The organism is Leifsonia araucanica (assembly GCF_051161895.1).
GTDB lineage: Bacteria > Actinomycetota > Actinomycetes > Actinomycetales > Microbacteriaceae > Leifsonia.
In genome coordinates, this window is the sequence record NZ_JBMBTW010000002.1 from 587,482 (window position 1) to 610,959 (window position 23,478).

A 23,478-nucleotide genomic window follows, 5' to 3' on the forward strand; every position below is an offset into this window, starting at 1 on the left:
GCTCCTAACCGCATCGTATCGATCTGCCGGGAGGCCCCTGCATGGCCCGCGTTCTCGTCGTCGGAGGAACCGGCCTCGCCGGTCGCGCCGTCACCAATGAAGCCGTGGGCCGTGGCCACGACGTGATCGTCGCCTCCCGCCGGGTGCCGGACGACGACAGCGAGCAGTATGTGCTCGGCGCCGTGTACGAGACGGCCGACGTCGTCTCCGGAGACGGGCTCGAAGCGGTGCTCGAGGGCGTCGACGTGCTGGTGGACACCACCAACGGCTCCGGCAGAACCGCCGCCCACGTCTTCGCCCACGGCTCGCAGAACCTGCTGCACACCGCGGCCCGGTTCGGCGTGCACCAGGCCGTGCTGCTGTCCATCGTGAACGTCGATCAGTCCGGGTACAGCTACTACCGCGCCAAGGCCGCCCAGGAGCGCGTCTACCGTGAGTCGCCGCTCAGCACCCGCATCCTGCGCACGACGCAGTTCCACGACTTCGTGTCGTCGATCTTCGCGCGGGGGAAGGCGGGCGTCATCCCCGCTCCGTCGAAGACCAGCTTCCAGCCGATCGCGGTCACCGACGTCGCCCGGCTGCTGGTCGACGCCGTCGACGGCCAGGGCGAGGAGGATTCCACGCTCACGGTCGGCGGCCCGAAGGTCGAGACCACGCGCGAGCTCGCGGAGCAGTGGAAAGCGGCCACCGGCGCGCGCGGCGCGATCGTGCCCGTGCGGCTCGGCGGTCAGCTCGGCACGTTCCTCCGGGCGGGCAGCAACCTGGTTCCGGATGCTGCCCTGCCCGGCATCGACTACGCCACCTGGCTCAGCTCGAACGCGGCTTGAGCCACAGGGCGCCGAGCGGGGGAAGCGTGACCAGCGCGGACGCCGGGCGTCCCGCCCAGGGCTCGTCCACCGCATCCACCGCCCCGAGGTTGCCGACACCGGAGCCGCCGAACGCCTCGGCGTCCGTGTTCAGCAGTTCCTCCCACTGACCGGCGAACGGCAGCGCGACGCGGTAGCCCGTGTGCGGCGCGCCGGAGAAGTTCATCACGACGGCGATCGGTGAGCCGTCAGCGTCCTTGCGCAGGAACGACACGACGTTGCCCGCCGCGTCCGAGCCGTCGATCCACTCGAAGCCGGCCGGATCGTTGTCGAGCGCCCAGAGTGCGGGGGTGGCCTTGTAGACCGCGTTCAGCTGGGCCACCAGGTCCCAGAGGCCGCGGTGCGACGGCTGGTCGAGGATCCACCAGTCGAGGCCGCGCTCCTCGCTCCACTCCGACGGCTGCCCGAACTCCTGGCCCATGAACAGCAACTGCTTGCCGGGGTGCGCCCACATGAACGCGAGGAATGCCCGCACGTTGGCGAGCTGCTGCCAGTGGTCGCCCGGCATCTTGCCGAGCAGCGAGCCCTTGCCGTGCACGACCTCGTCGTGGCTGATCGGCAGGAGGAAGTTCTCGCTGAACGCGTAGACGAACGAGAAGGTGATCTCGCTGTGGTGGTAGCTGCGGTACATCGGGTCCTCCTCGATGTACTGCAGCGCGTCGTGCATCCAGCCCATGTTCCACTTGAGGCCGAAGCCAAGGCCGCCGGAGGAGGTCGGCTGGGTGACGCCCGGCCAGCTGGTGGACTCCTCGGCGATCATCACCGTGCCCGGATTCCGCTTGTACGAGGTGGCCGTGACCTCCTGCAGGAAGCTGATCGCCTCCAGGTTCTCCCGGCCGCCGTGGATGTTCGGCAGCCATTCGCCGTCAGCGCGGGAGTAGTCGAGGTAGAGCATCGAGGCGACGGCGTCGACCCGCAGGCCGTCGACGTGGAACTCCTCCAGCCAGTAGAGCGCGTTCGCGACGAGGAAGTTGCGCACCTGCGAGTTGCCGAAGTCGAAGACGTACGTCCCCCAGTCCTTCTGCTCGCCGCGGCGCGGGTCGGAGTGCTCGTAGAGCGCCTGCCCGTCGAACCGGGCCAGCGCCCAGTCGTCCTTCGGGAAGTGGCCGGGCACCCAGTCCATGATCACGCCGAACCCGGCCTGGTGCAGCCGATCGATCAGGTAGCGCAGGTCGTCGGGAGAGCCGAACCTGCTGGTCGGCGCGTAGTACCCGGTGACCTGGTATCCCCACGATCCGCCGAAGGGATGCTCCGCGAGCGGCAGGAACTCGACATGCGTGTAGCCGAGGGCGCCCACGTAGTCGATCAGCTGGTCGGCGGCCTCCCGGTAGCCGAGGCCCGGCCGCCAGCTGCCGAAGTGCAGCTCGTAGATGCTCATCGGGCCGGAGTGGGCGTCGTGGGAGGAGCGGTCGCGCATCCACTGGTCGTCACCCCAGACGTGCTCGGAGGCGGTGACGACCGATGCGGTGGCCGGGGGAGTCTCCGCCTGCCTGGCCATCGGGTCCGCCTTGCGCACCCACGCGCCGTTCTGGCCGAGCAGGTCGAACTTGTAGATCGCCCCGGCGCCGATGCCGGGGAGGAAGATCTCCCAGACGCCGGAGGAGCCCATACTGCGCAGGGAGTGGCGTTCGCCGTCCCAGTCGTTGAAGTCGCCGACCACCCGCACGGCGCGGGCGTGCGGCGCCCAGACGGTGAACGCCGTGCCGTGCACGCCGTCGATCTCGCGGAGGTGCGCTCCGAGAGCCGTCCACAGCTGCTCGTGCCTGCCCTCGGCGATGAGGTGGATGTCCAGCTCGCCGATGGTGGGCGCGAACCGGTATGGGTCTTCCGCGTCCCAGACGCTGCCGTCCGGGTAGCGGGCCTCGATCGTGTACGTGTCGGCTCCGATGATGTCGATGCCCTGCCAGACGCCGTGGGCGACGTGCGCGAGCTCGATGTGCGCGCCGGTCGACAGCACGGCCGTCACCTCGCTGGCGAGCGGGCGCAGCGTCCGGATGACCGTGATGGGGTCGGCGACGCCCGGCGCGCTGACCGCGTGCTGGCCGAGGATGGCATGCGGGTCGTGGTAGCTGCCGGTGGCGACGGCGAGGAGCAGCCCGTCGTCGAGGGTGGGGAGCTCAACGGCTGCCGCGCCTTCGGGGATGGGACTCATCAGGAACCTGCCTTCACGGTAAGGATGTGCACGGGCTCGGTGAACGCGTCGAGCCGGACGTAGTCGTCGGCCCCCCAGGTCCATTTCGCACCCGTGACGATGTCTTTGACCTCGAACAGGGCGCCGGGCTCGACGCCGAACGCGGCGACGTCGAGGTGCACCATCGTCTCGCGCACCGAGTGCGGGTCGACGTTCGCAACGACGATGACCGCATCCGGTTTGCCGCTGCGGGTGAACTCGCCCGCGAGGTATTTGGAGTAGACGAGGATCGAGTCGTCGTCGCTGGCATGCACCCGCAGGTTGCGCAGCTGGCGGAGCGCCGGATGCTCGCTGCGCGCCCGGTTGAGCATGGTCAGGTACGGCGCGAGCGACTGGCCGAGGGTCTGCGCCCTGCCGTAGTCGCGCGGGCGGTACTCGTACTTCTCGTTGTCGATGTACTCCTCCGCGCCGGCGCGGGCGACGTTCTCGTACAGCTCGAAGCCGGAGTAGACGCCCCAGGTCGGCGCGGCCGTCGCCGCGATGGCCGCGCGCACCTTGAACGCGGCCGGGCCGCCGAACTGCAGGTACTCGGTGAGGATGTCCGGGGTGTTGACGAACAGGTTGGGGCGCAGGAAGTCCGCCGTCTCTGTGGCGAGGCCGGTGAGGAACTCCTCCAGCTCCTCCTTCGTGTTGCGCCAGGTGAAGTAGGTGTACGACTGCTGGAATCCCGCCTTGGCGAGCGTGTGCAGGATCGCGGGGCGGGTGAACGCCTCGGCGAGGAAGACCACATCCGGGTCGGTGGCGTTGACCGTGCGGATCAGCCACTCCCAGAACGCCAGCGGCTTGGTGTGCGGGTTGTCCACGCGGAAGATGCGGACGCCGAGCGACATCCAGTAGCGGACGATGCGCAGGATCTCCTCGCGCAGGCCCTCCGGGTCGTTGTCGAAGTTGATCGGGTAGATGTCCTGGTACTTCTTCGGCGGGTTTTCCGCGTACGCGATCGTGCCGTCCGGCAGGGTCGTGAACCACTCGGGATGCTCGGTGACCCACGGGTGGTCCGGTGCGGCCTGCAGCGCGAGGTCGAGCGCGACCTCGAGGCCGGCCTGCTTGGCCTTGCCGACGAAGTAGACGAAGTCCTTCTCCGTGCCGAGGTCGGGGTGGATGGCGTCGTGGCCGCCCTCCGCCGAGCCGATGGCCCAGGGCGAACCCGGATCGTTCGGTCCCGCATCCAGCGTGTTGTTCGGCCCCTTGCGGAACGTGCGCCCGATCGGGTGGATCGGCGGCAGGTAGACGACGTCGAAGCCCATCGCGGCGACCTCCGGCAGGCGCTTCGCCGCCGAGCGGAAGGTGCCGGACTTCCAGGTGCCGTCCGGCTGCTTCTTGGCCCCCTCGGAGCGCGGGAAGAACTCGTACCAGCTGCCGACGCCGGCGCGGGTGCGCTCCACCTGCACGCCGCGTGTCGCGGACAGGGTGGGCAGGTCGACGACCGGGCGCACGGTGAGGATCCCGGCGACGCGCGGCTCGATGGCGGCGGCGAACCGTTCATCCACTGTCTTGGTGGTGTCCGCGACGACCTTGGCGGTCTCGGTGAGGTGGCGGCGCTCCGCCGTGCTGCGGCGCTTGTCCGTCGCCGCGCGGGTGAGGAGCTCGTGCCCGATGGTCAGCATCAGCTCGGTGTCGATGCCGGCCGGGATCTTGACCTCCGCGTTGTGCCGCCAGGTGGCGTACTCGTCGGCGTACGCCTGCACGCGGTACTTCCAGAGGCCCTCCGTCTCCAGCTGGACGAGCACCTCCCAGCGGTCGGTACCCGGGTCGACGGGGTGCATCCTGTGCTCGGTCTGCACGCCGTTCGGGTCGAGTAGGAGAAGGTCGACGCCGATCTGGTCGTGGCCCTCCCTGAACGCCGTGGCCCGGAACGGGATCACCTCCCCGCTGAACGCCGCCGCCGGCCAGAGGCCGTCGTCCACCTGGGGGGAGAGCCCCAGGATCGGGATGCGCCCCAGCAGGGGAACGTAGTCGGTCTGCGCCGGTGCGCCGCCGTCCGCAGGGGATGCAGGCTGTCCGGCCGATACTGTTTTGGTCGCTGCACTCTTTGCCACACCCCGACCGTACACGCATTAACGTGCCGGACATCAGGCTCCCCTAGAGTGGCAGCGTGAAGGCTATCCGAAGGTTCACCGTCCGTGCCGTCCTGCCAGAGAATCTCTCTGCTCTCGAAGAGATTGCAGGCAATTTACGCTGGTCCTGGCATGAGCCGACCCGCCAGTTGTTCGCGAGGATCGCGCCCGAGTTGTGGCAGCAGGTTGGCCACGATCCGATCGCGCTGCTGGGCGCCGTCGAGCCCGCCCGGCTCGCCGAACTCGCCGCCGACCAGGGCTACGTCGACTGGGCCTCCCACATCCGGGAGGACCTGCGTGCATACCTGAGCGAGCCGCGCTGGTACCAGTCGCTCGACGACTCAGCGCCCCACTCCATCGCATACTTCTCCCCGGAGTTCGGGATCGCCGCCGCCCTGCCGCAATACTCGGGCGGCCTCGGCATCCTCGCCGGCGACCACCTCAAGGCCGCGAGCGACCTCGGCGTGCCTCTCGTCGGCGTCGGCCTCTTCTACCGCTCCGGATACTTCGCCCAGGCGATCACGCCGGACGGCTGGCAGCTGGAGAGCTACCCGGTGCTCGACCCGGACGGCCTTCCGCTGTCCGTCCTGCGCAACCCGGACGGCACCCCGGTGCAGATCACGCTCGCCCTCCCGGACGGTGTGCTGCACGCCTGCGTCTGGCAGGTCGCCGTCGGCCGCGTGACGCTGCTGCTGCTCGACACGGACATCCCGGACAACGAGGAGCGGCTGCGCTCGGTGACCGACCGCCTGTACGGCGGAGGAGGAGAGCACCGCCTGCTGCAGGAGCTGCTGCTCGGCATCGGCGGTGTGCGCGCCGTCAAGGCGTGGAACGACCTGACCGGAACTCCGGCCGCCGAGGTGTTCCACACCAACGAGGGCCACGCAGGGTTCCTCGGCCTGGAGCGCATCTCCGACCTGATCGGCGAGGGCCTCACCTTCGACGAGGCGCTGCAGGTGGTGCGTGCGGGAACGGTGTTCACCACGCACACCCCGGTCCCCGCCGGCATCGACCGGTTCGACACCCCTTTCGTCCAGCGCTACTTCTCCGCCGACCTCCTGCCGGGCGTCGACCCGCAGCAGGTGCTCTCCCTCGGCGCCGAGGACTACCCGGGCGGCTCGCCGGACGTATTCAACATGGCCGTGATGGGCCTCCGGCTCGGCCAGCACGCCAACGGCGTCTCGCGGCTGCACGGCGAGGTCAGCAGGCAGATGTTCAACGGGCTCTACCCGGGATTCGACGCGCAGGAGGTCCCGATCGACTCGGTCACCAACGGCGTACACGCCCCCACGTGGACGGACCCGATGCTGCTCGCGCTCGCCGAGGAACGCCTCGGCACCGACGACACCACCGCAGCGGACTGGGCCAACGGCCAGGCCGTCACCGACCTCGACCTGTGGTCGGTGCGCACCAGGATGCGCGAGCAGCTGGTGGAGGACGCCCGGCGCCGCCTGCAGGCCGCGTGGGAGTCGCAGAACCCCGGCGGCATCGCCCCGGCCTGGATGGACGAGCTGCTCGACCCGTCCGTGCTGACCATCGGGTTCGCCCGGCGCGTCCCGACGTACAAGCGCCTCACGCTGATGCTGCACAGCCCGGAGCGGCTGCGGTCCATCCTGCTGAACGCCGACCGGCCGGTGCAGATCGTGATCGCCGGCAAGTCGCATCCGGCGGACGACGAGGGCAAGCGCCTCATCCAGAAGCTGGTGCAGTTCGCCTCGGAGCCCGACATCCGCACACGCATGGTGTTCCTGCCCGACTACGACATCGGGATGGCGCAGCTGCTCTACCCCGGCACGGACATCTGGCTGAACAACCCGCTCCGCCCGCTCGAGGCGTGCGGCACCTCCGGGATGAAGGCGGCACTGAACGGCGCGCTCAACCTCTCCATCCTGGACGGCTGGTGGAACGAGTTCTACGACGGGGAGAACGGCTGGGCGATCCCGTCCGCCGACGCGGCGGGAGACGGGGCGGAGCGCGACGCGCTCGAAGCCGAGGCTCTCTACGACCTGATCGAGCACCAGATCGCCCCGCGGTTCTACGACCGCAACAGCGACGGCGTGCCCGAGAGGTGGGTCGGCCAGATCCGGCACACCCTGTCCACCCTGTCGCCCGAGCTGAGCGCGGGCAGGATGGTGCGCGAGTACGTCACCCGCCTCTACGTTCCCGCCACCACGTTCGAGCGCAGGCTCACCGCAGACGGCTTCGCCGCCGCCCGCAGCCTCGCCGCCTGGAAGTCGCGCGTGCGCGCAGCCTGGCCCGGCGTCACGGTCGCCCACGTCGACGCCGGAGGCGTGGATGCTGTGCCGCAGGTCGGCGACGAGCTGCACGTGCGCGCACTGGTGCACCTGGGCGGGCTGAGCCCGGACGACGTGGAGGTGCAGCTGGTCTACGGCCGCAGCCACGAGGGCGACGACCTGACCGACGTTCGCCACGAGGCGCTCGCGGTCGACGAAGCGGAGCCGGGCGTCGACGACCCGTCCGTGGCGCGCGAGTACCGCGGGACGGTCGAGCTCGACCATGCGGGCGGTTTCGGATACACGGTGCGTGTCGTGCCGCGCAACCCGCTGCTGATCTCCGATGCGGAGCTGGGGCTGGTGGCGGTCGCGAGCTGACCGTCAGGCGGCGATGGCCGCGACGTCTCCGGCGGTGACGGCGAGGAGGTCGGTGGGGGAGAGCTCCACGTCCATCCCGCGCTTGCCGCCGGAGACGAACACCGTGTCCCAGAGCTGGGCCGTCTCGTCCAGCACGGTGCGGAGCCTGGTCTTCTGCCCGATCGGGCTGATGCCGCCGACCACGTAGCCGGTCTTGCGTTCGGCGACGGCCGGGTCGGCCATCGTCGCGCGCTTGGCGCCGACGGCAGCCGCGAGCGCCTTGAGGTCGAGCATCCCGGTCACCGGCACAATGCCGACCACCAGGCCGAGCTCGGTGTCGGCGAGCAGCGTCTTGAACACGCGGTCGGGTTCGACGCCGAGCGCCTCCGCCGCTTCCAGGCCGTACGAGGCGGCCGCCGGGTCGTGGTCGTACGCGTGCACGGTGAACGGGATGCCGGCCGCCGTCAGCGCGACGGTCGCCGGGGTGCCTGCCATCCTCCCGGACGGCGACTTCGCCTTCGCCACTACTGCGCTGCCTCCGTTGCCTCCGCTGCCTCGGCCGGGTGCTGCTGGACGGCCGTCTCCGACGGCTCCAGGCGCGGGCCGTTTGCACGGAACAGCTGCATCGACGCGCCTCCCACCAGCCGGGTGGCGCCGGGAGCGAGCGTCTCGTGCTCCTCGTCGATCGGCACCTCCGTCGCGCTGTCCCAGAGCAGCCGGTACGAGTCGACGCCGGGTGCGACGGGCAGGCGCACCTCCACGTCGTCCTCGACGCCGTGCACGATCAGCAGGATGCGGTTGAACTCCTCCTGGTCGGGCGTCGACGCCGCCAGGTACTGCAGCGTGCGGTTCTCCGGCGAGTTCCAGTCCTCGTCGTCCATCAGCGCGCCGGACGCGTCGAACCAGTCCATGTGGCTGGCGTTCTTGGTGGACTGACCGAACACCGCGTACTTGCTCGGGCGGAGCGCGGGGTTGTCTCTGCGCAGTTCGAGCAGCCGCCGGGTGGTGTCGTACATCTCGCGCTGCTCGCGGGTGCGCAGCCAGCTCAGCCAGGTGAGCTCGCTGTCCTGGCAGTACGCGTTGTTGTTGCCGCGCTGGCTGCGACCGAACTCGTCGCCGGAGGTGATCATCGGAACGCCAGCGGAGAGCAGCAGGGTGCCCATCAGGTTCCTGAGCGCCTTGTGCCGGTCGAGCAGGACCGCCTCGTCGGTCGTCACGCCCTCGATGCCGTGGTTGAACGACCGGTTGTTGTCGGTGCCGTCCCGGTTGTTCTCGCCGTTACCGAGGTTGTGCTTCACGTCGTACGCGGTCAGATCCGCCATCGTGAACCCGTCGTGCGCGGTCACGAAGTTGACGGACGCCAGCGGTCCGCGCTCCGGCGAGAAGGTGTTCGACGACCCGGCGAGCCTGGTGGCGAAGCCGCCGATGCCGACCGGAGGGTTCCCGTTCCTCCGAGCCTCCGCGATGTCGGCGAGCCAGAAGTTCCGCACCCTGTCGCGGTAGCGGTCGTTCCACTCCGACCAGCCGGCCGGGAAGTTCCCCGTCTGCCAGCCGCCCATGCCCACGTCCCACGGCTCGGCGATCAGCTTCACGTCGGCGAGCGCCGGATCGCTGAGCACGCTCTGCAGCAGGGGGTGCTCCGGGCTGTACTGCACGTCCGCCCCGCGCCCCAGCGTCGCGGCCAGGTCGAACCGGAACCCGTCGATCTGCATCTCGTTCGCCCAGTAGCGCAGCGAATCCTGCACCAGCCGGATGGGGACCGGATGCCCGAAGTTCAGGGTGTTCCCGCATCCGGTCACGTCGATGTACGCGCCGGTCTCGTCCTGCCGGTAGTAGGTGGCGTTGTCGATGCCGCGGAAACCGGTGCGCGGACCGCCCAGCCCCTCCTCGGCCGTGTGGTTGTAGACCACGTCGAGGATGACCTCGAGCCCGGCCTGGTGCAGCAGCTTGACCATGCCCTTGAACTCGGCGAGCACCGCATCCGGACCGGCCGCCTGCGCAGCACGCGACGCATACGGGGCGTGCGGGGAGAAGAAGTTGAGGGTGTTGTATCCCCAGTAGTTGGTGAGCCCCTGCTGCAGCAGCCGCTGCTCGGAGACGAACGCCTGCACGGGGAGCAGCTCGACGGCGGTGACGCCCAGATCCTTCAGGTAGCCGATGGTCGACTCGTGCGCGAGGCCGGCGTACGTGCCGCGCAGCTCCTCCGGCACATCGGGGTTGAGCTTGCTGATGCCCTTCACGTGCGCCTCGTAGACCACGGTGTGATCCAGCGGGATGTTCGGCTTGCGCACGTCCCCCCAGTCGAAGCCGTCCGCCACGACCGTGCCGCGCCACCCGTCGGAGCCCACCCGCACCAGCCCGCGCGCATACGGGTCGAGCAGCATCGTCTCCGGATTGAACACGTTGGTGGGAGACGCTGGGCCGGACACCCGGATGGCGTACCGGGCGCCCACGGCCAGCGACCGCGACCTGCCCACCCAGACGTTGTTCGCATCCTTGGTCATCGGCACGGTCTTCACCAGCCAGTTCGGGTCCTTCGCGTCGAACAGGCACAGCTCCATGCCGTCGGCGTGCTCGGACCACACCCGCAGCTCGCCGCCGTGAGTGCCGACGCGGACGCCGAGGTTGCGCAGAGGATCAGCGGGGCTCATGCGATCTACAGTAGTGAATAGCCGACGAGCCGATCTGAGCGAAGGAGGGCCGGTGCCTGTCTACCTCGACCACGCGGCCACCACGCCGATGCGGCCGGACGCCATCGCGGCATACGCGGAAGCGATGGGCGTCGTCGGCAACCCCTCGTCCATCCACAGCCAGGGCCAGCAGGCCAAGCGGATGCTCGAAGAGGCCAGAGAGACCGTCGCCGCCACCCTCGGCTCCGACCCGATCGAAGTGGTCTTCACCTCGGGAGGCACCGAGGCGATCAACCTCGCGATCAAAGGACTGTACTGGCAGCGCAACACCGGCGCCCACCGGCCGCGCATCCTCGCGCCGGGAGGAGAGCACCACGCCACGATCGACACGATCGACTGGCTGCAGAACGCCGAAGGCGCACAGGCGGACTGGCTTCCCCTCGACGCCGACGGCCGCATCCGGCTCGACTCCGCCCGGGATGCGCTCGCCGCACGCGCAGACGAGACAGCGCTGCTCACCTTTCTCTCCGTCAACAACGAGGTCGGCACCATCCAGCCCGTCGAGGAACTGGCGGCGCTCGCCGCGGCGGCCGGCGTGCCGGCGCACATCGACGCGGTGGCGGCGTACGGGCACCTGCCGATCGACTTCTCCTCGCTCGGCGTCGCGGCGCTCAGCGTGTCGGCACACAAGATCGGCGGACCGGTCGGCATCGGCGCGCTCGTGCTCTCCCGCAGCGCGAGCGTCGTGCCTCTGGTGCACGGCGGCGGCCAGCAGCGGCAGGTGCGCAGCGGCACCCAGGATGTGGCGGCGGCGGTGTCGTTCGCGGTGGCGGCGCGTGCGGCGGCCGCCGAGCTGGCGGAGGAGAGCGCGCGGCTGACCGCGTTGCGGGACCGGCTGATCTACGGTGTGCGGGCTGCTGTTCCCGAGGCGCGGCTGAGCGGGCCGGAGCCGGAGAGCGGCGAGAGGGTCGCCTCGAACGCCCACTTCACGTTCCCCGGCGCCCAGGGCGACTCGCTGCTGTTCCTGCTCGACCTCGCCGGGGTCTCCGTCTCGACCGGCTCGGCCTGCCAGGCGGGCATCCCCGAGCCGTCGCACGTGCTGCTGGCGATGGGCCGCAGCGAGGACGACGCCCGCAGCGCCCTCCGCTTCACCATCGGCCGCACCACCACGGACGCCGACGTGGATGCGCTGCTCGCCGCCCTCCCGTCCGCGTACGCCCAGGCGTCCCGGGCCGGACTGGCCACCCGCGCCTCCCGCCTCGCCTGACGCGCTCGGCTGGCGCACTCGCTGGCGCGCTCGCTGGTGCTCCCGCCCGGCCCGGCGACCGCATCCAGGGTGGGCGCGTACAATCGCCGGGTGAAGATTTTGGCAGCGATGAGCGGCGGGGTGGACTCTGCGGTGGCGGCGGCACGCGCCGTGGACGCCGGGCACGAAGTGGTGGGCGTGCACCTGGCGCTCAGCAGGATGCCGGGCACGCTGCGCACCGGAAGCCGCGGCTGCTGCACGATCGAGGACTCGATGGATGCGCAGCGCGCGGCCAACATCATCGGCATCCCGTACTACGTGTGGGACTTCTCCGAGCGCTTCAAGCTCGACGTGGTCGACGACTTCATCGCGGAGTACAGCGCGGGCCGCACGCCCAACCCCTGCATGCGCTGCAACGAGAAGATCAAGTTCGCCGCGCTGCTCGAGAAGGCGCTCGACCTCGGCTTCGATGCGGTCTGTACCGGCCACTACGCCACGATCCTGACCGACGACGACGGCAACCGCGAGCTGCACCGGGCGAGCGCGTGGGCCAAGGACCAGTCGTACGTGCTCGGCGTGCTCACCTCCGAGCAGCTCGCACACGCGATGTTCCCGCTCGGAGCCACGCCGTCGAAGGCCGAGGTGCGCGCCGAGGCGGCGGAACGCGGATTCAGCGTCGCCACCAAGCCGGACTCGCACGACATCTGCTTCATCCCGGACGGAGACACCCGCGGCTGGCTCGCCGACCGCGTCGGCGCGGAGACCGGCGACATCCTCGACAGAGAGGGCAACCGACTGGGCAGCCACGATGGCGCCCACGCGTTCACCGTCGGCCAGAGGAAGGGCCTCAACATCGGCTACCCGTCGGACGACGGGAAGCCCCGCTTCGTGCTCGAGGTGCGCCCCAAGGACAACACCGTCGTCGTCGGCCCGAAGGAGGCGCTCGACATCGCCGAGATCGCCGGCTCCCGGTTCACCTGGGCGGGACGCGCTCCGGAGGACGCCGGCGAGGAGTTCGCCTGCGACGTGCAGATCCGCGCGCACGCCGACCCTGTGTCCGCTGTGGCCGTGGTGCGCGACGGCGAGCTGGTGATCCGCCCGGACGTGCCCCTGAACGGCGTCGCCCCGGGGCAGACCGCGGTGGTCTACGTCGGCACGCGCGTGCTCGGCCAGACCACCATCGACCGCACCGTCTCCGCCGTCCCCGTCGGCTAGGCGCCGAGGGGCGCGCCCCCGCCTGGACGTCGGTGGTGGTGAATAAGCTGTCTGTCGTGGCAGACGACACCAGCACGCACGACGACATCGAATCAGGCCGCGACATCGAGTCCGGCCAGGCCCAGAGCGACACGGACGCCCGCGCCGAGGCCGCGGAGCTGACCACGCGCATCCTGGAGCTGCGGGATGCGTACTACGAGCGCGACACCGTGCTCGTCAGCGACCAGGACTACGACCGCATGATCCAGCGGCTCGAAGAGCTGGAGCGTCTGCACCCCGAGCTGCAGAGCCAGGACAGCCCCACCCAGACCGTCGGCGGTCGCGCGCAGACCACGCTGTTCGCGCCGGTCGAGCACGCCGAGCGCATGCTCAGCCTCGACAACGTCTTCTCGATCGAGGAGTTCGAGGCGTGGGCGGCCAAGGTGGAGCGCGATGCAGGGCGCCGGGTCCACTACCTCAGCGAGCTGAAGATCGACGGCCTTGCGATCAACCTGCGCTACGAGTACGGCACGCTGGTGAGCGCCGCGACCCGCGGCGACGGCGTCGTCGGCGAAGACGTCACCGAGAACATCCGGTACATCCCGGCCATCCCGGCCAAGCTGTCCGGCACGGGCCACCCTCCGCTGGTGGAGGTGCGCGGCGAGGTGTTCTTCCCCGTCGCCGAGTTCGAGGCCCTGAACGCCGCTCAGCTGGAGCAGGGCGAGAAGGTCTTCGCCAACGCGCGCAACGCGGCCAGCGGGTCGCTGCGCCAGAAGGCGGAGAACAAGAACCAGGCGCAGCTCGCGCTCATGCACAACAGGCTGGTGCGACTGCACATGCTCGTGCACGGCATCGGAGCGTGGGCCAACCCGCCGGTGGCCAGCCAGTCCGAGGTCTATGACCTGCTGAAGGAGTGGGGCCTGCCCACTTCGTCGCACTACCGGGTGTTCGACGACGCCCACAAGGTCGCCGAGTTCATCGAATACTTCGGCGAGCACCGGGCGAGCGTCGAGCACGAGATCGACGGCATCGTGGTGAAGGTCGACGAGCTGGCGCTGCACGACGAGCTGGGAGCCACCAGCCGTGCGCCGCGCTGGGCCATCGCCTACAAATACCCGCCGGAGCAGGTCAACACCAAGCTGCTCGACATCGTCGTGAGCGTCGGCAGGACAGGGCGTGCGACGCCGTTCGCCGTCATGGAGAAGGTGAAGGTGGCCGGTTCGGAGGTGCGCCAGGCCACGCTGCACAACCAGGATGTGGTCAAGGCCAAGGGCGTGCTCATCGGCGACACCGTCGTGCTGCGCAAGGCGGGCGACGTGATCCCCGAGGTCCTCGGCCCGGTGGTCGAGCTGCGCGACGGCACGGAGCGCGAGTTCGTCATGCCGGAGAACTGCCCGGAGTGCGGCACGAAGCTCGCCCCGGCGAAGGAGGGCGACATCGACCTCCGCTGCCCCAACTCCGAGTTCTGCCCGGCCCAGGTGCGCGGGCGCGTCGAGCACATCGGGTCGCGCGGGGCGCTCGACATCGAGGCGCTCGGGGAGGTGGCCGCGGCCGCCCTCACCCAGCCGCTGCACCCGCCGACACCACCGCTCCCCACCGAGGCCGGACTGTTCGGCCTGCGGATGGAAGACATCTTCCCTGTCGAGGTCGTCGTGCGCGACTCGGAGACCGGGCTGCCCAAGCTCACGGACTCCGGCGCGGAGAAGACGGACACCCCGTTCCGCCGCCGCCGGCAGAAGAAGGATGGCGCGTACGACCCGGACGCCGCCGAGTTCGGCGGAGACGAAGACCACGTGCCGTCGAAGAACGCGGTCGAGCTGCTGGCCAACCTGGCCGCGGCGCGCGTGAAGCCGCTCTGGCGCATCCTGGTCGCCCTGAACATCCGGCACGTCGGTCCGGTCGCCGCCCGGGCGCTGGCCAACCACTTCGGGTCACTGGATGCGATCCGCACCGCCACCAGGGACGAGCTGGCCGCGGTCGACGGCGTCGGCGGGATCATCGCCGACGCGGTGCTCGCCTGGTTCGAGGTGGACTGGCACCGCGAGATCGTGGAGCGCTGGGCCGCGGACGGCGTGCAGTTCGCGACGCCGGGGCATCCCGGTCCCGGCGCAGCGGCGGAGGCGGGCGGCGTGCTCGCCGGGCTGACCGTCGTCGCCACCGGCTCGCTGGAGGGCTACACGCGTGAGGGCGCCCAGGAGGCGATCATCGCCGCCGGCGGCAAGGCAGCATCCAGCGTGTCGAAGAACACCGATTTCGTCGCTGCCGGACCGGGCGCAGGGTCGAAGCTCGCGAAGGCGGAGGCGCTTGGGCTGCGCATCCTCGACGCGGAGCAGTTCCGGATTCTTGTCGAGCTTGGGCCGTCTGCTCTGGACGATTCGGGCGATTCGGAGGCCGTGGACGAGCAATCCTGAGCCAGGACTGGTCCGTCTACGCCTGAACAGGGGGTAGAATGACCGGCCTGACGCGATCGCGCTACCGATAGCATCGAAGAGTGCGCTCGCCCGGGGCGCACTGCAAGGGCTTAGCTCGTCGCTCTCGGAGGGACCCGGACGGAGTGCTGGTCGGCTTTGCAGCTGTTATCGCCATGACCTCGGTCGCCACAGGGCTGACCGGGGTTTCCGTCGCGCCCGCAGATCTCCCTCCGATCGCGGCGTACAGCTACAGCGCCTCCTCGTACGACACGGTCGTCGCCGATGCTCCCTCCGGCAGCGGAACGTCCGCCGTCGCGCCGGGATCGCTGCTCGGGTCCATCGCCGGGCTGAGCGCCGCCGCGGTGCCCGGCTTCGTCAGCGCGCACAAGGCCGACCTCGACCGGATGCTCGTCACGCCGCCCCGCGCCGGTGACGTGTCCGCGGTCTGGCGCCTTCTCGACCCCGTCAAGCAGGCGGCGCTCGTCGCCGAGGCGCCGCACGTGATCGGCAACCTGGAGGGCATCCCGTACTCGGTCCGTGGCAAGGCGAACGCGATCGACCTCAGCCGCACGATCGCCTCGACCACGGAGCGACTGACCACCGAGAACGGCAAGGCCGTGCGCCTGGAGCTGGAGCGCAGGCTCACCACGCTCGACAACGTGAAGAAGGCCCTCACCGTCAAGGACGGCGTGAACCGCACCCTGGTCAACCTCGACACCTCCGACGACGCCAGAGCGTCGATCGTCGTCGGCGACCTGTCGACCGCGCGCTACGTGAGCGTGCTGGTGCCCGGCATGTACATGTCGGTGGGGGAGCAGATCGTCGACTGGGCCAAGGTCGCACAGAACCTTCACGACGAGCAGACCGCGTTCCTGCACAGGCTCCTCGGGCCGCGTTCCTCCGGCGGGGCGCCGGGCGTCGCCGTGGTCGCCTGGATCGGCTACCAGACGCCCGTGCTCACGAACATCGGCGGGATGCAGCTTGCCGAAGAGGGCGCGGACAGCCTGGAGCGCACCCTGGTCGGCATCCAGGAGCTGCGGAAGGAGAACCCGCCGTACCTGAGCGTGCTCGCGCACTCCTACGGGTCGACGGCCGCACTGCTCGCCCTCCAGCGGCACACGGTGACGGTGGATGCGCTGGCGCTGATGGGCTCGCCGGGCAGCGACGCGCAGTCGGTGCAGCAGCTGAGCGTGCGCGGCGGCAACGTGTTCGTCGGCCAGGCCGACCTCGACCCGGTCGTGCACAGCGCGTTCTTCGGAAGCGATCCGGGCTCCGCGTCCTACGGCGCGCAGCGGATGGATGTGGGAGGAGCTGTCGACCCGATCACCGGTAAGAGCCTCAGCGGCTCGTCCGGCCACAACGAGTACTTCACGGCCGGCACGGAGTGCATGCGCAACCTCGCCATGATCGGCATCGACCAGGGCCGCCTGGTGATCAGCGGGACGGGGTCGTCCGGCGGCGTCGTGACCGCCTCGGCGCGCTGACCCTGGACGGCCGCTCGGCTGCGCGCATAATGGGAGACGATGCAGCCGGATGACGACGAGCGCGACGCGGGCCAGCCCGCTCCGTCCCGGCGTGCCTTCCTGAAGACCGCGGGGATCGCGGGGATCGGTGCGGCCGTCGGTGGCGTCGCCGGCGGGGCGATCGGCGCATCCGTCGCCTCGCATCCCGCCCAGGAGATCGAGCACGAGACCGGCGAGGAGTACCCGCCGCTTCCCGTGCCGGACAAGCCGGGCTTCGAGCACCTGATCGTGCTGATGTACGAGAACCGGTCGTTCGACAACCTACTCGGCTACCTCTACGACGAGAAGAACCTCCCGGCGGGGAAGAGGTTCGACGGCCTCGCGTTCGGCGAGTACAGCAATCCGGACCCGGCAGGAGGCGTCGTCGCGGCGCATCCGTACGAGGGCACCACCGACTTCGTGATGCGGCAGCCGTCTCCCGACCCGGGAGAGGCGTACCCGCACGTCAACACACAGCTGTTCGGCACCGTCGACCCTGCCACGAACGCGACGGCGCGCGAGCGCGAGATGCTGCCGCCGTTCAACGCTCCACCCGCCGGGACGGAGGCGCAGATGAAGGGGTTCGTGCAGGATTACGTCGGCGAGCTCCGCAAAGACCTGAAGCGCGACCCCGTCCCCGAGGAGTACCGCAGGGTGATGGGCTCGTTCACGCCGGACATGCTTCCTGTGTTCTCCACCCTGGCCAAGCAGTTCGCCGTCTACGACGACTGGCACTGCGCCGTTCCGTCCCAGACCTTCTGCAACCGCTCGTTCTTCCACGCGTCCACCTCGCACGGCTACGTCACCAACGGGGGTAAGGGCGGGCTGAAGAAGTGGTTCGACGCCGCCAACGACTCCCCGACCATCTTCAACAGGCTCGACGAGGCCGGGATCAGCTGGCGGGTCTACTTCGACGACCGCCAGATCATCTCGCTCACCGGCTTCATCCACGCTCCGGTGCTCGAGCCGTACTGGCACAGCAACTTCCGCACGATGACCGACTTCTACCGGGATGTGGAGGAGGGCACCCTGCCCGCGTACGCGTTCGTGGAGCCGCGGCTGCTCTACGACCACAACGACATGCATCCACCCGGCGGCCCGATGACCGAGGAGAACGTCGACGGGCAGATCATCGTGGGCGGGGCGATCTCCGACGTGCGGGCGGGCGACCTGCTGCTGCACCGGGTGTACAGCGCCGTGCGGTCGTCGCGCAGCGCGAAGGGCTCCAACGCGCTGAACACGATGCTGCTCGTCACGTTCGACGAGCACGGAGGCACGTACGACCACGCCGTCCCCGGTCCCGCGACGCCCCCGGACGGCTCCGGTCCGGGCGAGATGGGGTTCACGTTCGACAGGCTCGGCGTCCGCGTTCCCACCATCGCGATCTCGGCGTACACGCAGCGCGGCACGATCATCAACGAGGAGATGCACCATGCCGCCGTGGTCAGCACGCTCGTGAAGAAGCACAAGCTCAAGCACCTGACCGACAGGGACAGGGGAGCGGCGACGATCGACAACGCCGTCAACAGGTCGACGCCGAGACAGCCGGGCACCTGGCCGGACACGCATCCGCAGTTCCTCCCGGCCAACCCGGAGCAGCAGGCGCCGGCGCCCGGCGACGACGACCGGCCGCTCAGCCCGCCCGGCATCGGCCTCGTCGGACTGCTGCAGGCGCGCTACGGGCTGCCGGAGGAGGAGACGCCCCGCACATACAAGGAGGCGTACGACGCGGTGACCCGTCTGGGAACGGGACTCTTCGGCGCGCAATAGAATTGGTGAGTCCACCCACGAGTCACCACGGAGACGCATGTCCGAAATCAGTGCAGAGCAGGTCGCGCACCTGGCGAACCTCGCCAGGATCGACCTCAGCCAGGAAGAGATCGCGAGCCTGACCAGCGAGCTCGGCCAGATCGTCGAAGCGGTCGCGAAGGTCACAGAGGTGGCCGGACCGGACGTCCCTGCCACCAGCCACCCGCTGCCGCTCACCAACGTCTTCCGCGACGACGATGTGCGGCCGTCTCTGACCGTTGAGCAGGCGCTCTCCGGCGCCCCCGACCGCGACGGAGACAAGTTCAAGGTCGCCGCCATCCTGGACGAAGAGTAGGACGCACGAATGACAGACCTGACCAGGCTCTCCGCCGCCGCCCTCTCCGACCTGCTCTCCGCGGGAGACGTGTCGAGCGTCGAGGCCACCCGCGCCCACCTCGACCGCATCGAGGCCGTGGATGCCGACGTCCACGCGTTCCTGCACGTCGCGGGGGAGAAGGCGCTCGCCACCGCCGCGGCGATCGACGCGCGCCGCGCATCCGGTGAGAAGCTGTCGGCACTCGCCGGCGTTCCCATCGCCATCAAAGACGTGCTCGCCACCAACGACATGCCGTCGACCTCCGGATCGAAGATTCTCGAGGGCTGGCTGCCTCCGTACGACGCGACCGTCGTGCGCAAGCTGCGCGAGGCCGACCTCGTGCCGCTCGGCAAGACCAACATGGACGAGTTCGCGATGGGCTCGTCGACGGAGCACTCCGCATACGGCCCGACCCGCAACCCGTGGGACCTGGAGCGCATCCCCGGTGGCTCGGGCGGTGGCTCCGCCGCTGCGGTCGCCGCATTCGAGGCTCCGCTCGCGCTCGGGTCGGACACCGGAGGGTCGATCCGCCAGCCCGCAGCCGTCACCGGCTCGGTGGGCGTCAAGCCGACGTACGGCGGCGTCAGCCGGTACGGCGCCATCGCGCTCGCCAGCTCGCTCGACCAGGTCGGCCCCGTCTCGCGCACCGTGCTCGACGCCGGTCTGCTGCACGACGTGATCGGCGGGCACGACCCGCTCGACTCCACGTCGCTCAGCGACACCTGGCCGTCGATGGCGGACGCCGCGCGCGCCGGGCTCGTCGACGGAGCCCTGCGAGGCATCCGCGTCGGCGTCATCAAGGAGATCTCCGGCGAGGGCTACCAGGCGGGCGTCAAGCAGCGCTTCGACGAGGCGCTCGCGCTGCTCGAATCGGCCGGTGCGGAGATCGTCGAGGTCAGCGCCCCCAGCTTCGAGTACGCGGTCGCCGCGTACTACCTCATCCTCCCCGCGGAGGCGTCCAGCAACCTGGCGCGCTTCGACTCCGTGCGTTTCGGTCTGCGCACCAACCCGGCGGAGGGACCCGTCACGGTCGAGCGCGTCATGTCCGCCACCCGCGACGCCGGGTTCGGCCCGGAGGTCAAGCGCCGCATCATCCTCGGCACGTACGCCCTGAGCGCCGGATACTACGACGCGTACTACGGCAGCGCCCAGAAGGTGCGCACGCTCATCCAGCGCGACTTCTCCTCCGCCTTCGAGAAGGTGGATGTGCTGGTCAGCCCGAGCGCGCCGACCACGGCGTTCAAGTTCGGCGAGAAGCTCGCAGACCCGATGGCGATGTACCTCAACGACATCACCACCATCCCGGCCAACCTGGCCGGCGTGCCGGGGATGGGCCTGCCGATCGGCCTCGCGCCGGAGGACGGCCTGCCCGTCGGGCTGCAGCTGATGACGCCGGCGCGTGCCGACGCCAGGCTGTACACGATCGGCGCAGCGCTCGAGCAGCTCCTGGAGCAGAAGTGGGGTCGCACCCTGCTGAGCCAGGCGCCCGACCTGAGCGCCACCGAGATGTTCGCGAGCGAAGAGGGAGCCGTCTGATGGCCAAAGCAGAACTGATGGACTACGACAAGGCTCTCGAACTGTTCGAGCCGGTGCTCGGCTTCGAGGTGCACGTCGAGCTGAACACCAAGACGAAGATGTTCTGCGGCTGCGCGAACGAGTTCGGTTCCGGTGCCAACACGAACACCTGCCCCACCTGCCTGGGTCTTCCCGGCGGTCTGCCGCAGGTGAACAAGAAGGCCATCGAGTCGAGCATCCGGCTGGGCCTCGCCCTCGGTTGCGAGATCGCGGAGTCGAGCAGGTTCGCCAGGAAGAACTACTTCTACCCGGACACGGCCAAGAACTTCCAGACCTCGCAGTACGACGAGCCGATCGCCTTCGAGGGCGCGGTCACCATCGAGCTGGAGTCCGGCCGCACGATCACGGTCGACATCGAGCGCGCGCACATGGAGGAGGACGCCGGGAAGCTGACGCACGTCGGCGGGGCGACCGGACGCATCCAGGGCGCGGACTACTCGCTGGTCGACTACAACCGCGGCGGTGTCCCGCTGGTCGAGATCGTCACCAAGATGATCGAGGGAGCGGAGCACGACGCTCCGGAGATCGGGCGCGTCTACGTGCACACGATCCGCGACATCGTGAAGGCGCTCGGCGTCTCCAACGCCAGGATGGAAGAGGGCAACGTGCGCTGCGACGCGAACGTGTCCCTGCGTCCCCGCGGCTCCGGAAAGCTCGGAACCCGCACGGAGACCAAGAACGTCAACTCGCTGCGCTCGGTCGAGCGTGCGGTGCGCTACGAGATCCAGCGCCAGGCCGCGATCCTCGCGGCCGGCGGCACGATCGTCCAGGAGACCAGGCACTGGCACGAGGACACCGGCACCACGAGCGCGGGTCGCCCGAAGTCCGACGCGGACGACTACCGCTACTTCCCGGAGCCCGACCTGGTGCCCGTCGCCCCGGCGCGCGAGTGGGTCGACGAGCTGCGCGGCACCCTGCCGGAGCAGCCGTCGCTGCGCCGCAAGCGCCTCATCGAGGCGTGGGGCTTCACGCAGCTGGAGTTCCAGGACATCGCGAACGCCGACCTCCTCGACGAGGTCGAGGCGACCATCGCAGCCGGGGCCACCCCGGCCGCCGCGCGCAAGTGGTGGTCCGGCGAAATCGCCCGCCTGGCGAACGCACAGGGTGTTCCGGCCGGAACGCTGGTGAGCCCGGAGCACGTCGCGCAGCTGGCCGGACTGGTCGAGGCGGGAACGCTCACCGACCGTCTCGCCCGCCAGGTGCTCGAAGGCGTCATCGCGGGCGAGGGCTCGCCGCAGCAGGTCGTGGATGCGCGTGGCCTCGCCGTCGTGTCGGACGACGGAGCGCTCATCGCCGCCATCGACGAGGCTCTGGCCGCGCAGCCGGACGTGCTGGCGAAGATCCGCGACGGCAAGGTCCAGGCCGCCGGTGCCGTGATCGGCGCCGTCATGAAGGCCATGAAGGGCCAGGCGGACGCCGCCCGCGTGCGCGAGCTCGTACTCGAGCGCGCAGGCTCCGCCGAGTAACACCTTCTCGACTCCGCCCGAGCGGAGAACCCAGCCGATCCAGCCCGGTTCTCCGCTCGGGCGGAGTGCTGCGCGGCGTGTCGGCCGCGATCTCCGCGTGGGCGGAGGCGCGGGGGTTGGCGTTCGGGCGGTGCGTGATGCAGATTAGGGAGATGGGCGTCTTCACACTCGGCGGGCTGACCACGGCCCCCGCCTCCACTGCCACGGAACTGCTCGCGCCGACGACCGCGGGAGCGCTGACCGCATCCGGGTGGCTGGACGATGTCGGGGTGGTGGAGATCGACCCCGCCGTCTCGGACACGGCGGCTACGCGCGAGCGGTTCGGCCTGGACGCCTCGACGCTCGCCAACTGCGTGGTGGTGGCCGGCAAGCGCGAGGGCGTCGAGCGGATCGCGGCCTGCGTGGTGCTCGCGACCACGCGCGCCGACGTCAACAACACGGTCAAGCGGCTGCTGGATGTGCGCAAGGCGTCGTTCCTGTCGATGGACCGCGCCGTGGAGCTGACCGGGATGGAGTACGGCGGCATCACGCCGATCGGCCTGCCCGCCGAGTGGCCGGTGTTCGTCGACGCCCGCGTCGCGGAGACCGACGTGGTCATCATCGGCTCCGGCGTCCGCCGGTCGAAGATCCTGCTGCCGGGGCGCTTCCTCGGTGAGCTGCCGAACGCCCGCGTCGTCGACGGTCTCGGCCTGGATGCGCTCGGCGCCGGCGCATGACCGGCATCCTCGAACCCGTCCGCTCGCGCCTCATCGAGACGCTGGCCGGACGCTCCGACGAGGTGCCCCGCTGGGTGCTCGGTCTGGAGGACGGGGAGGACGCCGGCTTCTTCGAAGCGGGAAGCGCGCCCTGGGTCGTGCACGGAGGGATGCCGACGCTCGTCGCCGGGGTGCGTGCGCTCCTGCTGCAGGCGCTGCATCCCGGCGCTCTCGCGGGCGTCAGAGACTTCTCGCGCTACCGGGAGGATCCGCTCGGGCGTCTGGCCGGCACGATCCAGTGGATCCACACGGTCACCTTCGGCAGCACAGGCCAGGCCGTCGCGAGCACGCAGATGGTGAAAGCGATGCACAAGAGGGTCAGCGGCACGTTCGTCGACGGCCACGGCGTCACGCGGCCATACTCCGCGAACGATCCGGAGCTGGCGGCCTGGGTGCACATCGCCTTCACCGACGCGTTCCTGACGGCCCACGAGCGCTGGGGGAGTCCCATCCCGGGCGGAGCGGACGGCTACGTGTCGCAGTGGGCGGCGGCCGGTGAGCTGATGGGCGTCGCGGAGCCGCCGCGCAGCGCGGCGGAGTTGCGCGCGCAGATCGGCGCGTACACCGACGACGGGGAGCTGCGCGGAGGACCGGAGGTGGAGGAGATCGTGCGGTTCATCCGGCGTCCTCCGCTGCGCAGGATGCTCCGGCCCTCGTACCGGGTGGTCTTCCGGGCGGCCGTCGCGAGCCTGGAGCCACGGCACCGCGCGATGCTCGGCCTCCGCACGACGCCGCTCGACCGGATGTTCCCCGTGGACAGGGCAGCGGCGACCGTGCTCGCCGGCGCGGGGGTGCTGCTCGGCCCGCGGACGCAGGCAGAACTCGCCGCCCGCCGACGCCTGGCGCGCCTCGCGGTGGACTGAGGACCT

Annotated in this window: 16 protein-coding genes; 12 read left to right on the plus strand and 4 right to left on the minus strand. The window is 70.1% G+C overall.

Features of this window, described 5'->3' with window-relative positions:
- Nucleotides 1-41 precede the first annotated feature (41 nt).
- Nucleotides 42-827, plus strand: a complete 786-nt coding sequence (locus ACN6M5_RS02750; RefSeq protein WP_085368547.1) for an SDR family oxidoreductase — start codon at nucleotides 42-44, stop codon at nucleotides 825-827.
- Here the strand turns inward: ACN6M5_RS02750 and glgB are convergent.
- Both glgB and ACN6M5_RS02760 read right to left on the minus strand, forming a co-directional pair.
- On the minus strand, nucleotides 808-3,018 hold the full coding sequence (gene glgB, locus ACN6M5_RS02755) for a 1,4-alpha-glucan branching protein GlgB (protein ID WP_434948421.1): 2,211 nt from the start codon (nucleotides 3,016-3,018) through the stop codon (nucleotides 808-810). The two genes, ACN6M5_RS02750 and glgB, sit on opposite strands and share 20 nt — an antisense overlap.
- On the minus strand, nucleotides 3,018-5,096 hold the full coding sequence (locus tag ACN6M5_RS02760) for an alpha-1,4-glucan--maltose-1-phosphate maltosyltransferase (protein ID WP_373270187.1): 2,079 nt from the start codon (nucleotides 5,094-5,096) through the stop codon (nucleotides 3,018-3,020). Before ACN6M5_RS02760 ends, glgB begins: the two co-directional genes overlap by 1 nt.
- A 56-nt stretch (nucleotides 5,097-5,152) precedes the next feature.
- Between ACN6M5_RS02760 and glgP the strand changes: the two genes are divergently transcribed.
- Nucleotides 5,153-7,726, plus strand: coding sequence for an alpha-glucan family phosphorylase (gene glgP, locus ACN6M5_RS02765; RefSeq protein WP_434948422.1), 2,574 nt, complete (start codon nucleotides 5,153-5,155; stop codon nucleotides 7,724-7,726).
- A 3-nt stretch (nucleotides 7,727-7,729) separates the two neighbouring features.
- Here the strand turns inward: glgP and ybaK are convergent, their stop codons facing one another.
- Both ybaK and glgX read right to left on the minus strand, forming a co-directional pair.
- Nucleotides 7,730-8,200 (minus strand): Cys-tRNA(Pro) deacylase, encoded by a 471-nt coding sequence (gene ybaK / locus ACN6M5_RS02770; protein ID WP_434952303.1) that lies wholly within the window; start codon nucleotides 8,198-8,200, stop codon nucleotides 7,730-7,732.
- A gap of 29 nt (nucleotides 8,201-8,229) precedes the next feature.
- Entirely contained in the window at nucleotides 8,230-10,356 is a 2,127-nt protein-coding gene (glgX, locus tag ACN6M5_RS02775; protein ID WP_434948423.1) for a glycogen debranching protein GlgX, read from the minus strand.
- A 52-nt stretch (nucleotides 10,357-10,408) separates the two neighbouring features.
- On the opposite strand from glgX, the gene ACN6M5_RS02780 reads away from it, so the two are divergent.
- The 10 genes from ACN6M5_RS02780 to ACN6M5_RS02825 all read left to right on the plus strand — a co-directional run bounded on the left by ACN6M5_RS02780 (nucleotide 10,409) and on the right by ACN6M5_RS02825 (nucleotide 23,472).
- Entirely contained in the window at nucleotides 10,409-11,602 is a 1,194-nt protein-coding gene (locus tag ACN6M5_RS02780) for a cysteine desulfurase family protein (RefSeq protein ID WP_434948424.1), read from the plus strand.
- 90 nt (nucleotides 11,603-11,692) lie between these two features.
- Nucleotides 11,693-12,796 (plus strand): tRNA 2-thiouridine(34) synthase MnmA, encoded by a 1,104-nt coding sequence (gene mnmA, locus ACN6M5_RS02785; protein WP_434948425.1) that lies wholly within the window; start codon nucleotides 11,693-11,695, stop codon nucleotides 12,794-12,796.
- Nucleotides 12,797-12,900: 104 nt separating this feature from the next.
- Nucleotides 12,901-15,186, plus strand: coding sequence for an NAD-dependent DNA ligase LigA (ligA, locus tag ACN6M5_RS02790; RefSeq protein ID WP_434952305.1), 2,286 nt, complete (start codon nucleotides 12,901-12,903; stop codon nucleotides 15,184-15,186).
- A 173-nt stretch (nucleotides 15,187-15,359) separates the two neighbouring features.
- A complete protein-coding gene (locus ACN6M5_RS02795) occupies nucleotides 15,360-16,670 on the plus strand; it encodes an alpha/beta hydrolase (protein WP_434948426.1) in 1,311 nt (436 codons plus the stop codon).
- Between the two features lie 39 nt (nucleotides 16,671-16,709).
- Nucleotides 16,710-18,458 (plus strand): alkaline phosphatase family protein, encoded by a 1,749-nt coding sequence (locus tag ACN6M5_RS02800; protein WP_434948427.1) that lies wholly within the window; start codon nucleotides 16,710-16,712, stop codon nucleotides 18,456-18,458.
- Nucleotides 18,459-18,495: 37 nt separating this feature from the next.
- Nucleotides 18,496-18,792 carry an Asp-tRNA(Asn)/Glu-tRNA(Gln) amidotransferase subunit GatC gene (gene gatC, locus ACN6M5_RS02805; protein ID WP_085368538.1) on the plus strand — a complete coding sequence of 99 codons (297 nt, stop codon included), beginning with the start codon at nucleotides 18,496-18,498 and terminating at the stop codon, nucleotides 18,790-18,792.
- A gap of 9 nt (nucleotides 18,793-18,801) precedes the next feature.
- The gene (gene gatA / locus ACN6M5_RS02810) at nucleotides 18,802-20,349 is read left to right on the plus strand and encodes an Asp-tRNA(Asn)/Glu-tRNA(Gln) amidotransferase subunit GatA (RefSeq protein ID WP_434948428.1); all 1,548 of its coding nucleotides are present in this window, start codon (nucleotides 18,802-18,804) and stop codon (nucleotides 20,347-20,349) included.
- Entirely contained in the window at nucleotides 20,349-21,854 is a 1,506-nt protein-coding gene (gatB, locus tag ACN6M5_RS02815; protein WP_434948429.1) for an Asp-tRNA(Asn)/Glu-tRNA(Gln) amidotransferase subunit GatB, read from the plus strand. The genes gatA and gatB overlap by 1 nt, the downstream gene beginning before the upstream one ends.
- Before the next feature lie 152 nt (nucleotides 21,855-22,006).
- On the plus strand, nucleotides 22,007-22,570 hold the full coding sequence (locus tag ACN6M5_RS02820) for a YbaK/EbsC family protein (protein ID WP_434948430.1): 564 nt from the start codon (nucleotides 22,007-22,009) through the stop codon (nucleotides 22,568-22,570).
- Nucleotides 22,567-23,472, plus strand: coding sequence for an oxygenase MpaB family protein (locus tag ACN6M5_RS02825; protein WP_434948431.1), 906 nt, complete (start codon nucleotides 22,567-22,569; stop codon nucleotides 23,470-23,472). Before ACN6M5_RS02820 ends, ACN6M5_RS02825 begins: the two co-directional genes overlap by 4 nt.
- The last annotated feature ends 6 nt before the right edge of the window (nucleotides 23,473-23,478 follow it).